11 protein-coding genes are annotated in these 12,689 nt (G+C 59.7%); all 11 read left to right on the top strand.

Going from position 1 to position 12,689, the window contains the following annotated elements; all coding sequences use genetic code 11:
• Positions 1-128 precede the first annotated feature (128 nt).
• The 11 genes from DRW39_RS20995 (at position 129) to DRW39_RS20945 (ending at position 12,429) form a co-directional block, all read left to right on the top strand.
• Positions 129-779 (top strand): Crp/Fnr family transcriptional regulator, encoded by a 651-nt coding sequence (locus tag DRW39_RS20995; protein ID WP_116109077.1) that lies wholly within the window; start codon positions 129-131, stop codon positions 777-779.
• A 76-nt stretch (positions 780-855) separates the two neighbouring features.
• Positions 856-2,559, top strand: coding sequence for a SulP family inorganic anion transporter (locus DRW39_RS20990; RefSeq protein WP_116109075.1), 1,704 nt, complete (start codon positions 856-858; stop codon positions 2,557-2,559).
• Positions 2,560-2,634: 75 nt separating this feature from the next.
• Positions 2,635-4,089 carry an MBL fold metallo-hydrolase gene (locus DRW39_RS20985; RefSeq protein ID WP_116109073.1) on the top strand — a complete coding sequence of 485 codons (1,455 nt, stop codon included), beginning with the start codon at positions 2,635-2,637 and terminating at the stop codon, positions 4,087-4,089.
• Positions 4,090-4,159: 70 nt separating this feature from the next.
• Positions 4,160-4,738, top strand: a complete 579-nt coding sequence (locus DRW39_RS20980) for a YeeE/YedE family protein (protein ID WP_116109072.1) — start codon at positions 4,160-4,162, stop codon at positions 4,736-4,738.
• A 3-nt stretch (positions 4,739-4,741) separates the two neighbouring features.
• Entirely contained in the window at positions 4,742-5,155 is a 414-nt protein-coding gene (locus DRW39_RS20975; RefSeq protein WP_116109071.1) for a DUF6691 family protein, read from the top strand.
• A gap of 213 nt (positions 5,156-5,368) precedes the next feature.
• A complete protein-coding gene (locus DRW39_RS20970) occupies positions 5,369-6,709 on the top strand; it encodes an MBL fold metallo-hydrolase (RefSeq protein WP_116109069.1) in 1,341 nt (446 codons plus the stop codon).
• A 133-nt stretch (positions 6,710-6,842) separates the two neighbouring features.
• On the top strand, positions 6,843-7,451 hold the full coding sequence (locus DRW39_RS20965) for a TlpA family protein disulfide reductase (protein ID WP_116109067.1): 609 nt from the start codon (positions 6,843-6,845) through the stop codon (positions 7,449-7,451).
• A 137-nt stretch (positions 7,452-7,588) separates the two neighbouring features.
• On the top strand, positions 7,589-8,971 hold the full coding sequence (locus DRW39_RS20960; protein WP_116109066.1) for a cytochrome ubiquinol oxidase subunit I: 1,383 nt from the start codon (positions 7,589-7,591) through the stop codon (positions 8,969-8,971).
• A gap of 189 nt (positions 8,972-9,160) precedes the next feature.
• Positions 9,161-10,162, top strand: a complete 1,002-nt coding sequence (cydB, locus tag DRW39_RS20955) for a cytochrome d ubiquinol oxidase subunit II (protein ID WP_410503607.1) — start codon at positions 9,161-9,163, stop codon at positions 10,160-10,162.
• Positions 10,163-10,399: 237 nt separating this feature from the next.
• Positions 10,400-11,680, top strand: coding sequence for a hypothetical protein (locus tag DRW39_RS20950; protein WP_157976281.1), 1,281 nt, complete (start codon positions 10,400-10,402; stop codon positions 11,678-11,680).
• A 98-nt stretch (positions 11,681-11,778) separates the two neighbouring features.
• Positions 11,779-12,429 carry a Crp/Fnr family transcriptional regulator gene (locus DRW39_RS20945; RefSeq protein ID WP_116109061.1) on the top strand — a complete coding sequence of 217 codons (651 nt, stop codon included), beginning with the start codon at positions 11,779-11,781 and terminating at the stop codon, positions 12,427-12,429.
• Positions 12,430-12,689: the final 260 nt, after the last annotated feature.

Below are 12,689 nucleotides of genomic sequence, written 5' to 3'. Positions count from 1 at the left end.
CCGTGAACCCCTCTTCATCCTCCGTGGTGAATGAGCAAGTAGCGCAGCGACACGAACGCGGATCTACAAGCAAACACATGAAAACTCGTTCATATGTTCATGCGTTACCCTCATCCAAGTCTATCCATATGAACGATCGCCTCCAAACCGAAGATGTCCACCGCTATTTTCCTGACTTTACGGAGCCGGGATTGCAACAGGTGATTGCCAATGAGGGGAGGTTGCACCGCTTTGCGGAAGGGGAGACCATTATGGACTATGGCCAGTACGTCCGGATGCTGCCGCTGATTATTGAGGGGACCATCAAAATCAGCCGGCAGTCGGAGGAAGGGGCCGAGCTGTTTCTGTATTACCTGACGCGGGGGGAAAGCTGCGCCATGACCTTTAGCTGCTGTATGGCCGCCAAGCGGAGTGAGATACGCGCGGTGGCGGAGGAAGACACCGTCATTCTGGGGCTGCCGCAGCCGAAGCTGGATGAGTGGATGATGCGCTACAAAAGCTGGAAGAACTTCGTGATGCAGGCCTACGACCAACGGATGAACGAACTGGTGCGGACCATCGATCAGGTAGCTTTTCAGCAGCTGGACGAGCGGCTGCTTGATTACGTGAGCAAGCGAGCCGCTATCCGGGAGGACCGGACGATTGTCTCTACCCATCAGGCGATTGCCGACGATCTGCACGTTAGTAGGGAAGCGATTTCGCGTTTATTGAAAACCATGGAGAATCGCGGTATGGTGGCGCTGGGCCGTAACCGCATCCGGCTCCTGGCTACCTCTTGATTTATGCTTATGTGATTCCGATCACCGTTTCGCGGGGGGCGGTACCGTGACCTTTGCCCTAACCTAACCGATTTGTATGCCCACCCCCGCCTGGCCGCCCGCTCGCTCCTGGATCGCTAATTACGACCGCAGCTGGTTCTCCGATGACCTGACCGCCGGGCTGACCGTTGGGGTCATGCTGATCCCCCAGGGGATGGCTTACGCACTCCTGGCCGGGCTGCCGCCGATCTACGGCCTGTACGCCGCCACGCTTCCGCTGCTGATCTATGCAGTGTTGGGTACCTCGCGACAATTAGCCGTGGGACCCGTAGCGATGGACAGCCTGCTCACCGCCACCGGCGTCGGGGCACTGGCTGTAGTCGGTACGGAGCAGTATCTGCAACTTGCGATTCTGCTGGCGTTACTCGTGGGAGCCATCCAGTTACTGGCCGGGGTGCTGCGACTCGGCTTTTTGGTGGACTTACTATCGCGGCCGATCATCAGCGGATTTACTTCGGCGGCGGCCCTCATCATCGGGCTGAGTCAGTTGCAGCACTTGCTCGGCGTGGATCTTGGGCGCAGTTCGTACGTACACGAGATCCTGTATGCGGCACTGACCCGGCTGACGGATATCAACCCGATCACGCTCGCCATTGGGGTAGCCGGCATGCTGCTGCTCATCGGCGTAAAGCGGTGGATGCCCGCCGTACCCGGCCCCCTGGTCGTGGTGGTGCTCGCCATTGCGGCCGTCTACTTCGGCGGACTTTATGCGGCGGGTGTAGCTATCGTCGGGGAAGTGCCCGCGGGCTTGCCGTCGTTGGGCTTCCCACCGATGGTCGTTGACGATATACGCGCCCTGTTGCCCACGGCACTCACCATCGCACTGATCGGGTTCATGGAGGGCATCGCGGTGGCCAAGGCGGTTAATGCCCGCCATCCGGAATACACCGTGGTTCCGAACCGGGAATTGGTGGCGATCGGTGCCTCGAACATTGGATCGTCGCTGGTCAGTGGCTTCCCGGTTGCCGGGGGATTCAGCCGGACGGCCGTCAACGACCAGGCCGGCGCCGCCACCGGACTGGCGGCCATCATCAGTGCGGGCGTTATCGTACTGACGCTACTGTTCCTGACGCCGCTTTTCTACTACCTGCCCCAGGCGGTGCTGGCTTCCATCATCATGGTAGCGGTATTCAAGCTGATCGACTGGCGGGAGGCGGTGCGCCTCTGGCGGGTGGACCGCTCGGACTTCTGGATGCTGGCCGCCACCTTCCTGGCGACCCTGATACTGGGTGTCCAGACGGGCATCGCGGCCGGGGTGGCCTTATCGATTAGCGTGCACGTGTACCGGAGTATGCGTCCCCACCTGGCGGTACTGGGCCGGATCGAGGGAACGCATACCTACCGGAACGTCTGTCGTTTTCCAGAGGCCCTCGAGCAGCCGGGTACGCTTATCCTGCGCTTCGACGCCCCGCTTTACTTCGGGAACATGAGCTTCTTCGAAGCGCAGCTCGAAAGCTTGCTTGCCGAGCGCCAGCGGGAACTGCACACCATCGTACTGAACGCGGAGGGAATGGCCAGTATCGATAGCAGCGCGATGTACGGACTACGGCGTTTCGTGACGGACCAACGCAGCCACGGGGTAACCGTGCGGCTGGCGGGGGTGATCGGGCCGGTGCGCGATGCGATGAAAAAGGCCGGCTTGTACGAGGATGTCGGACGGGAAAATTTCTTCCTGGACGTGGACCAGGCGGTCCATAATCACAGCCGGACGGGCTACGCTTTGCAAAGTAACGTACCCTGATTCGGGCTATGTGATGCACATCACTGACTCGGGAGAATATCGCCCCGAACTTTGAACTATCAAAATTTATATACCATGAAAGTCGAACAGATCTATACCGGATGTCTCGCCCAGGGCGCCTACTATATCGAAAGCGCCGGGGAGGCGGTCATCATCGATCCGCTGCGGGAGACCCGCCCCTACCTTCAGAAATTACAGGAAACCGGCGCCCGGCTGAAGTATATATTCGAGACGCACTTCCACGCCGATTTCGTTTCGGGGCACCTGGATCTGGCGCGGGAAACGGGCGCCAAGATCGTCTACGGCCCATTGGCCGACCCGGATTACGATATTTACTCCGCTACCGACGGGGAAGAACTGAAAGTGGGCGAACTGACCTTCGTCGTGCTGCACACGCCGGGGCACACCATGGAGAGCAGCACCTACCTGCTCCGCGACGCGGCCGGGAAGGACCATGCCATCTTCACCGGGGATACGCTTTTCCTGGGTGACGTGGGTCGTCCGGATCTGGCCATCAAGCAGGGGGAAATGACCCGCGAGGACCTCGCCGGCCACCTCTTCGACAGCCTGCGCAGCAAGATCATGCCCCTGGCCGATGACGTACTCGTGTACCCGGCTCACGGGGCCGGTTCCGCCTGCGGAAAGAACCTGAGCAAGGAAACCTTTGGCCGCCTGGGCGAACAGAAAGCGACCAACTACGCGCTGCGCGCCGATATGAGTCGCGCGGAATTCGTGCGGGAGGTGACCGCCGGCCTGACCCCGCCGCCCCAATACTTCGCCAAGAACGCGCAGATGAACAAGGGCGGCTACGACCGCTTCGACGAGGTACTCGGTCGCGGCAATCGGGCCCTGAGCCCGGAAGCATTCGAGCAACTGGCCGAAAGGGAGGACGCGCTGATCCTCGACGTACGCGACCGCAACGACTTCGTGGCGGGCTTCATCCCAAACAGCATTTTCATCGGTATCGACGGGCAGTTTGCCCCCTGGGTAGGTGCCCTCATCCTCGACATCAAGCAGCCCATCCTGATCGTGGCGCCCGCCGGCCGGGAGGAAGAGGTGGTGACGCGGCTCTCGCGGGTCGGTTACGACAACACCCTCGGCTACCTGGATGGCGGACTGGACGCCTGGCGCGCAGCGGGACGAGAAGTGGATACCATTGAGAGCATTTCGGCCGCTGAGTTTGCCGCCCGTGTGGAGCGGGGCGAGGTCGACCGTATCCTCGACACCCGCAAGCCTACCGAGTACCTCTCCGAGCGACTGGAGGCCGGGGAAAACTATCCGCTGGACTACATCAACGGCAGCCGTACGCAGCAACTGGACCGCAGTGAGACGTACTACCTCCACTGCGGCAGTGGCTACCGGTCGCTGATCGCGGCCTCCATTCTTCAGGCCCGGGGATATCGCCACCTGGTGAACGTGGAGGGCGGATGGGGAGCCATCAAGCAGACCGATCTGCCGAAGACCGATTATACCTGTCCGACCAAAATGGATCAGCGGGAAGTCGATCGGGCGGTCACGGCCGTTTCATGAATTTAGGTGTTTTCACCGGGAGGTACCCGCGTTTGCGGGGCCTTCCACTTTTGCATAACCCCAAGCAACTATGTTAGAAACTATCTCCGGACCCTGGCATTGGTCCGTCAGCGGCATCGCCATCGCGGCCGTCATGTTTATGCTCCTCTACGCCGGCAAGGAATTCGGTGTATCCTCCAACCTGCGCACCGCCTGTAGCATTGCGGGGGCGGGGCGGAAGTATAAATTCTTCGACATTGACTGGCGGGCGCAGCAGTGGAACCTGCTCTTCGTGGGCGGCAGTATCTTCGGCGGCTTCCTGGCCTTTTACGTCTTCCCCTCGGCCGAGCCCGTGCAAATCTCCGCGGAAACGATCGATTATCTGCGATCGGTAGGGGTGTCCGCGCCGGGAGAGCAGGCGGGTTCGTCCTACGTACCGGCGGAGCTATTCGCCCTCAGTGAATTTTCCCTGAGCACCCTCATCACGGTGGTGGTGGGCGGCTTCCTCATCGGTTTCGGTGCCCGCTGGGCCGGGGGCTGTACGAGCGGGCATGCCATTAGCGGGCTGTCCAATTTACAGCTGCCCTCCCTGATCGCCGTCATCGGCTTCTTCATCGGCGGATTGGCCATGAGCTGGTTCATCCTTCCCCTCATCCTGCAACTCCAATAACCCATGCACTACTTCACCTACCTCACGATCGGGGCCTTCTTCGGCTTCGTCATGACCAAATCGGAAGCTGTTTCCTGGTACCGCATCCAGGAGATGTTCCGCTTCGAGAGCTTTCATATGTACGGCATCATCGGTACGGCGGTCATCGTCGGCGCCATCGGTGTCGCTTTGGCCAAGCGCTTTAATTGGAAAGCCATCCACGGCGAGGACCTACGCCTGAACCCGAAGAATATGAGCGTGCCCCGCTACCTCTTCGGGGGTATCCTGTTCGGCCTGGGTTGGGCGCTGACCGGGGCCTGTCCGGGCCCGATGTTCGTCCTACTCGGGCAGGGCATCTGGCTGATCGGGGCGGTCATTCTGAGCTCGATCCTGGGTACTTTTACCTACGGGGTGCTGCGGGACCGGTTGCCGCACTAGGGGGGATGGGTGCTGGGTGCTGGGTGCTGGGTGCTGGTTGCTGGGTGCTGGTTGCTGGGTGGGCGAACCCGTAAAAATTGACCTGCAGTTAACCATGGGGGGCGCGCTCTTTTCTCTAGAGGACGCTCGCTCCGCGTACTTCAACCCACCATATAATCGCGCTTTCGCGACGGCGCGCAGGAAGAAACACTTTAGCGAACACAAATCTTAACGATGACCATCAAGCAATTCTACGACGAGGGCTTAGCCCATGCCTCCTACGTTATCCATACCGACGGAGAGGCCGTCGTGATAGACCCGGCGCGCGACCCTCAGCCTTACTATGATTTTATCGACGAGGCGGGCGCCAAGCTGACGGCCATCATCGAAACCCACCCCCACGCCGACTTCGTCTCCGCCCATCTGGAAATGCACGAGGCGACCGGTGCGCCCATTTTGACGAGTGGTAAAACCGATGCCGCCTATCCCCACCAATCTTTTGATGGAGAGGCCACCTTCCCGATTGGTGATCATACCCTGACCGCCCTGGATACCCCCGGCCATTCTCCGGACAGCATCAGCGTGCTGCTCCGGGACGCGAACGGCAAGCAGATTGCCGTTTTCACGGGGGACACCCTTTTTGTCGGCGACGTCGGGCGGCCTGATCTGCGGGAATCCGGCGGGGAGGCGGAAAGCAAAAAAGAAAGGCTGGCCAAGGCCATGTACCACAGCCTGCGCGACAAGCTGATGCCGCTTGACCCCGACACCAAAGTGTATCCCGCCCACGGTGCCGGTAGCCTCTGCGGCAAAGGCCTCAGCGACGAACGTAGTAGCACCATCGGTGAGCAGTTGGAAGATAATCCCGCCCTGCAGGAGATGGACGAAGCGGCGTTCGTTGATTGGCTGCTGGAGGATCAACCCTTCATCCCCCAGTATTTCCCGTACGATGTGGACGTCAACAAGCGCGGTGCTTCCGGCCTGGCGGAAAGCCTGAAGGATGTGCGGCGGGAGTCCTTCGGCTTCAATCCCGATGAAGGGGTAGTGGTGGTCGACACCCGCGACGAGGCGACCTTCAAGCTGGGCCACCTACCCGGCGCCCTGAATATCCAGGACGGTGGCAAGTTCGAGACCTGGCTGGGCGTCCTGGTCGCCCCGCGCACCGAGTACTACCTGGTGGCCAAGGATGACGATGCGCTGGAGAAAGTCATTCGCAAAGCGACCAAGATCGGCTACGAGCCCTTCATCCGGGCCGCCTTCCCGATGCGGGAATCCGCGGCCATGGACTCCCTGGACCCGATCGACCTGCCAGACTTCCGCGAACACCCCGAACGCTACACCATCGTCGACGTGCGCAACGCCAGCGAGGTGGCCACGGGTAAGACCTTTGATTCCGCGCTCCCCATCCCCCTGCCCGAGTTGCAAGATCGGGTGGGCGAGATTCCCACCGATAAGCCGGTGGTCGTACACTGTGCCGGGGGATATCGCTCGGCGATCGCGGCGAGTATTGTAGCGGCGAAGACCGAGGACTTGAAGGTGTACGATCTGAGTGACGCGGTAAAGGACTTCCAGGGCTGAAGACCTCCGGTCCGAACGCACCCGAGCGAAGCGAGGGGTAGATGGAAATGATTACGTCGGACCGGAGGTCCTCCCCCGGGAGCGTACCCGGAGGTGCTAAACCCGTGGTCACACCGAGCCTTACCTTCGTAGCATGCACCCGCAGATAAAGCGATTTCTTAATTCCTGGTTATTCCCCATCCTGCTGTTTGGTGGGCTGTATATGACGGGGCTGCATACGCCGGTGCTGGCCTTCTTTCAGCGCGGCATACTGGCCACGGGTCTGCTGCAACCGGAAATGGAGTTAGCGGCAGTAGACCGAACGGATGAACAACTTTTGGTCGATCTCGCTGATCTGCGGGTTGCGAACCGGGACGGACGCTTGGTGGATCCATCCCGCCTGGCCGGGAAAGTCATCTTCCTGAATCTCTGGGCTTCCTGGTGCCCGCCCTGTCTGGCGGAGATGCCTAATATCGATGCTTTGTACGGGGACTACGCCGACGACGATCGGGTGGCCTTCGTGATGCTCAACGTCGAGCAGGACTTCGGCCAGGGGAAGGACCTGATTCAGAACCGTGGCTATGCCTTCCCGGTGTACCACTTACGCGGTAGGCTGCCCGCCGGTCTGGAGTCGGGGACGTTGCCGACCACCTACCTAATCGATTCGTCGGGGCGGGTGGTGGTCCGGCACCGGGGCATGGCCCAGTACGATACGGAAGCTTATCGGGAAATGATCGACCGCTTATCGGTTGACGCGCGGTAATTGAGGAGGCTTTTACCTGCGCTCCGCCGCAAAAAAAAGTTGGTCCGCTGCATTTATTCATAACCGGTATAAAGTAGATCCGTCGGCTTTGTCCGGGGCGTTGATCCCCCTAATTTGACCCAAAGAACGGTACTAACATGGACGTTGAAATACTGGCCCGGCTCCAATTCGCCTTCACGATCGCCTTCCACTACATCTACCCGCCGCTGAGCATCGGGCTTGGGTTGCTGATGGTGATTATGGAGGGGCTGTACCTGAAGACCGGCAAGAAGGTCTACGAGCAGATGACGCGCTTCTGGACGCGCATTTTCGCGCTCACTTTCGGCATCGGGGTCGCCACCGGCATCGTGATGGAGTTCGAGTTCGGGACCAACTGGGCGACCTACTCCCGCTACGTGGGCGACATCTTCGGCAGTGCCCTGGCGGCGGAGGGCATCTTCGCCTTCGCGCTGGAGAGCGGTTTCCTGGGGGTGTTGCTCTTCGGCTGGAACCGGGTGAGCTCGAAGGTCCACTTCATCGCTACGATCGGAGTTTTTCTCGGCTCGATGTTTTCCGCGATCTGGATCACGGTGGCCAATAGCTGGCAGCAGACGCCGACCGGTTACCAGATCGTAGGGGAAGGAATGGAAGCGCGCGCCGAGATCGTCGACTTCTGGGCCATGGTCTTCAACCCGAGCAGCGTGGACCGGCTGACCCACGTATGGATCGGTGCCTTCCTGGCCGGCGCCTTCCTGGTGCTGAGCGTGCATGCCTATTACCTGCTGCGCGGCCGCTACGTGGAGCTGTCGAAGAAAGCCTTTAAGATCGCGCTGGGCGTGGCTACGGTTTTCAGTCTGAGCCAGCTATTCACCGGTCACCGGAGCGCGGAATACGTCGCCGAGTACCAGCCCGCCAAGCTAGCTGCCATGGAGGGGCACTTCGAGGCAGAAGCCCCGGCCGACCTCTACGTGCTGGGCTGGGTAGATAAGGAGAGCCAGACGACCACCGGCCTGGGCGTGCCCGGGGGATTGGGCTTTCTGCTGGAGCAGGACTTCGACGCGCCGGTCACCGGGCTCAATGCTTTCCCCGAAGAGGACCGTCCGGGGCAGGTCAACGCCGTCTTCCAGTTCTACCACCTGATGGTTGCCATCGGCATGACCCTGATCGGCCTTACCCTGATCGCCTGCTGGTTCTGGTGGAAGGGTAAACTGTTCGAGCAGAGATGGCTGCTTTGGGCCTTCGTCTGGGCGGTGGTGCTGCCGCAGATGGCCAACCAATTCGGCTGGTACACCGCCGAGATGGGTCGCCAACCCTGGGTGGTGTACGGGCTGCTGCGTACCTCGGATGCGCTGTCGAACGTCGTGACCGCGAACCAGGTCCTGTTTTCGCTGATCGGCTTCACGCTCATCTACACGATGCTGCTGGCGCTCTTCATTTACCTGCTGAATAAGAAGATCAAGCACGGGCCCTACGACGAAAGCGATATCGACGACCGGCCGCTGCAGGAGGATATGGCGCGGGTGGCTGGAGGGGAGGTTTGAAGGTTATAGGGGGTAGGGGATAGGTTATAGGTTATAGGGGGTAGGGGGGCTTAATTTTTTGATTTTGGAATGGTGAATTTTACTGGTATGAAATATGTGATCGCCGCTTTACTGCTGCTTGGGCTGAGTGCCTGCGGGACGGATGTCGACTCCGGGTATTCGGAAGTTGCGGGTATCGACTATCCGACCATGTGGTACCTGGTGGTGGGGGCGGTGTTTACGGGCTACGGCATCCTGGATGGCTTCGACCTGGGGGCCGGGGCCTGGCACCTCTTCTTCCGCAAGGAGCAGAGCCGGCGGATCGCGCTGAACGCGGTGGGGCCGGTGTGGGATGGTAACGAGGTCTGGCTGGTGATCGGGGGTGGTACGCTCTTTGCCGGCTTCCCCGTGGTGTACGGCAGCCTGTTTTCGGCGATGTACGTGCCGCTGATGCTTTTTCTGTTCATGCTCATCTTTCGGGCGATCAGTATCGAGTTTCGGAGTAAGGAGGAGATGAAGTGGTGGCGGCGGATGTGGGACATCAACTACAGCGTCTCCAGTGCGATGCTGGCGTTTTTGCTGGGGGTGGTACTGGGCAACGTACTGCTGGGCATGCCGCTCGACGACAATTACGAGTTCACCGGGAGCTGGCTGAATTTTCTGAACCCGTACGCCATCCTGGTGGGCATCACTACGCTGGCGCTCTTCATGATGCACGGGGCCATCTATCTGACCATGAAGACCGAGGACCGCCTATTCGCCAAGGTGCACTATCTGCTCACGCGCTCGATCATTGCCTTCGTGGTGCTCTTCGTCATCCTTACGCTGTATACGTTGCTGTACGTGCCGCATTTGTCGGACGGGCTGAAGGACAACGTGGCGCTATTCGGCGTTCCCTTGCTTTCAGTGCTGGCCATCGCCAATATTCCGAGGCTGGTGACCAAGCGGAAATACCTCAAGGCCTTCGTTTTCAGCTCGCTCACCGTGGGCCTGTTGCTGATCACGGTGGCGCTGGAGCTGTACCCGGTGATCATCCTGGACACCAGCGGGGCGGGCAACGACATTACGGTCTACAATGCCGTGGCCTCGAATAAGTCGCTAGGTATCATGCTGACTTTCGTGGCGGTGGGTGGGCCGCTGGCGGTGGGCTATACGGCCTTCGTGTATAAGACCTTCTGGGGAAAGGTGCGGCTGGACGAACACAGTTATTGAGGGAGGGGTAGGGTCGTTGGGGGGCTTGGTATGGCCGCTTAACGCACCGGCGAGTCCGCAAAAGGTAACCTGCAGTTTACATTTTATCGCCCGCCCCGCAGGAAAGATGGTGTACCCCATCAATCCTGACGACTTGAAAGGGCTGCAGAAATCAACACGAAAATTTCCCCGCGAACCAGTGAGAAATAGTTCAATTTTGCGCGGCGGAGCGCAGGTGCAATGCAGAATCGCCAATTGATGAAGCGTATTTTCTTTCTTCTTTCCTGGTTCGTTTTGGCCGCCTCGCTGTCCGCGCAGTCGGATACGAGCCGGATTGTCCGCCTGCTGGAGAACTACCGGATCAAGCCCTCCATCGGCCTGCAATTCTGGACCACCTACAGCATGGGGATGGAGGTGTACGACGCTTCTACGACGACATATCGGTCGGTAGACGACCGCCTCAACGTGCAGTTACGGCGTAGCCGCTTCGGACTCAGTGGCCAGCCTTACGACCGCCTGAAGTTCAATATCGTCACGGCGCTGGACCTGCTCGGGCACGACGTGCTGGCGGCCACTCAGGCCGGTACGAACAACGGTACCTCACCGCTCTTCCGGATATGGAATGCGTGGTTGCAGTGGCAGGTCCGACCGGGATCGGACGGGTTGTACGTGCTGACGGGCTACTTCCTGCCGGTGATCGGACGGGAGAACGCGACACCCGCCCTGCGCAGCACCAGTTTTGAAAAGGCGTGGTCGCAGTCGTACCTGCGCCGGCAACTGACCGGGCCGGGATCGGGGCGGGCTACGGGCCTGCTCGTGTCGGGACAATACCACGCGGCCGGCGAGCAGTTCCACCTGACCTACGAAGCGGCCATTCAGAATCCGACCTTCACCGCCCTGGACGGCAATTCCGTGGGGGAACGCTACAGTCCGTTGGTGAGTGGCCGCCTCACCTTTCAGTTTGGCGAGCCGGAATCCGCATCCTACTCCATTACCCGCCGGGTCAACTACTTTGGCGCGCGCCGGGGGTTTAGCGTAAGCCTCACCGCTGCCCGGCAGGGGCATACCGACCTGTTTCACCACAACAGTGCCTACGGCGTGGAGTGGCTGGGTAATTACGGCCCCTGGCAACTCGACGGGGAGCACCTTTGGCTAGGCCGGAAAGCGAATGGGCCTTCCGGTGAGGTCGATAGTAAGGGACGAACCGGCTATCTCCGCCTGGGATACAACCTCTCCCTGCCGGCCGATCGTACACTGCAACCGATAGTAAGTTATTGGACCTTTCGCGGCCCCCTCTCGGGTGATGACCTGCGCTCCGCCACCCTCATGCAAGCCTTTACCGGCCAGGATTCGGGCCTGGATGCCGGGGTAAACTACTACCTGAACCCCGACACGAAGCTTTCCCTCTTCTACGCCTTGCGTACCGGTATGGCGGCCGAGGATCCGGTTACCACGAACAATACCTTCTTTCAGCAATCGACCGTCGGGCCGGTACGCCGCGGGAGTTATCTGGGTACCGGACTGGTTATTTTTTTATAGCGGTATTTCTCCGGGCTGCTTGGGGCAGGTTAAAAGATTACTAACCCAAAATGTAGGGATGCCTGGTCCGTTCTCAAATCTGAGACAAAACAAGCAGTATGAACAATACCCTTTCCCCCGATGAAGTGAAAAGCTGGTTCCCCGCCTTCACCGAGGCAGAACTCCGCAAGACCATCGCGGACCAGGGACAAATTCACCGGATCCCCGCCGGCACCGTCATTATGGACTATGGCCAGTACGTACGTATGATGCCGCTGGTCATGGAAGGAAGCATCAAGATCAGCCGCCAATCCGACGATGGCTCCGAGCTTTTCCTGTACTACCTCACCCACGGCGATACCTGCGCGATGACCTTTGGCTGCGCAAGCGTCGCGACCCACAGCGAAATACGGGCGGTTGCCGTCGAGGACGTCACCCTGCTCGGCCTGCCCAAGGACCGGTTCAGTGAGTGGATGATGCGGTACCGCAGTTGGTCGCAATTCGTACTGGACAGCTACAGCCGACGGCTAAGCGAACTAATCTTCACCGTGGATCAGGTCGCCTTCCACCAACTGGACGTCCGCCTGCACGAATACATCCAGAAGCGCGCCAATCTCACCGACGGCGTTACCGTAAACGCCACGCACCGGGATATCGCCGAAGATCTAAACGTGAGCCGGGAAGCGGTTTCCCGCTTGCTGAAAACCTTGCAAAAGCGAGGAACCATCAAGCTCTCCCGGAATACCATCGAACTGGCGGAGGTAGCCTAGCCTGGTCCGCCGCAAAAAATACTTCTTCGTTTCCAAACCGTTCCGGTACTTCCGGGACGGTTTTTTTGTTGGGAGGAGGGTCGCCGTTTTCAGATGTTCGGCTTGCGGAGGCAAATGATTTCAACGAATTTCACCCGGTTGTGATCCAGATCACGTGTAGGTACTTTGATCGCCTCTACATTTGTATCATCGAAAGCGACAAACCATTGATCACCTTCGATAAGAAATAAGACTTTTTGTCTCGTGTAATTGTGTTTTGT

The organism is Lewinella sp. IMCC34191 (assembly GCF_003390935.1).
In the GTDB taxonomy this organism is placed as follows: Bacteria; Bacteroidota; Bacteroidia; order Chitinophagales; family Saprospiraceae; genus Neolewinella.
The sequence above is the reverse complement of the archived record's forward strand: the minus strand, read 5'-3'. Positions and strand labels throughout refer to the sequence as shown.

Excerpts from the sequence above, each read along its gene's own strand:
- DRW39_RS20980 (WP_116109072.1), top strand. The coding sequence starts at position 4,160 with ATGTTAGAAACTATCTCCGGACCCTGGCATTGGTCCGTCAGCGGCATC.
- DRW39_RS20960 (WP_116109066.1), top strand. The coding sequence starts at position 7,589 with ATGGACGTTGAAATACTGGCCCGGCTCCAATTCGCCTTCACGATCGCC.
- DRW39_RS20995 (WP_116109077.1), top strand. The coding sequence starts at position 129 with ATGAACGATCGCCTCCAAACCGAAGATGTCCACCGCTATTTTCCTGAC.
- DRW39_RS20990 (WP_116109075.1), top strand. The coding sequence starts at position 856 with ATGCCCACCCCCGCCTGGCCGCCCGCTCGCTCCTGGATCGCTAATTAC.
- cydB (WP_410503607.1), top strand. The coding sequence starts at position 9,161 with ATGTGGTACCTGGTGGTGGGGGCGGTGTTTACGGGCTACGGCATCCTG.
- DRW39_RS20950 (WP_157976281.1), top strand. The coding sequence starts at position 10,400 with ATGAAGCGTATTTTCTTTCTTCTTTCCTGGTTCGTTTTGGCCGCCTCG.
- DRW39_RS20985 (WP_116109073.1), top strand. The coding sequence starts at position 2,635 with ATGAAAGTCGAACAGATCTATACCGGATGTCTCGCCCAGGGCGCCTAC.
- DRW39_RS20945 (WP_116109061.1), top strand. The coding sequence starts at position 11,779 with ATGAACAATACCCTTTCCCCCGATGAAGTGAAAAGCTGGTTCCCCGCC.
- DRW39_RS20965 (WP_116109067.1), top strand. The coding sequence starts at position 6,843 with ATGCACCCGCAGATAAAGCGATTTCTTAATTCCTGGTTATTCCCCATC.
- DRW39_RS20975 (WP_116109071.1), top strand. The coding sequence starts at position 4,742 with ATGCACTACTTCACCTACCTCACGATCGGGGCCTTCTTCGGCTTCGTC.
- DRW39_RS20970 (WP_116109069.1), top strand. The coding sequence starts at position 5,369 with ATGACCATCAAGCAATTCTACGACGAGGGCTTAGCCCATGCCTCCTAC.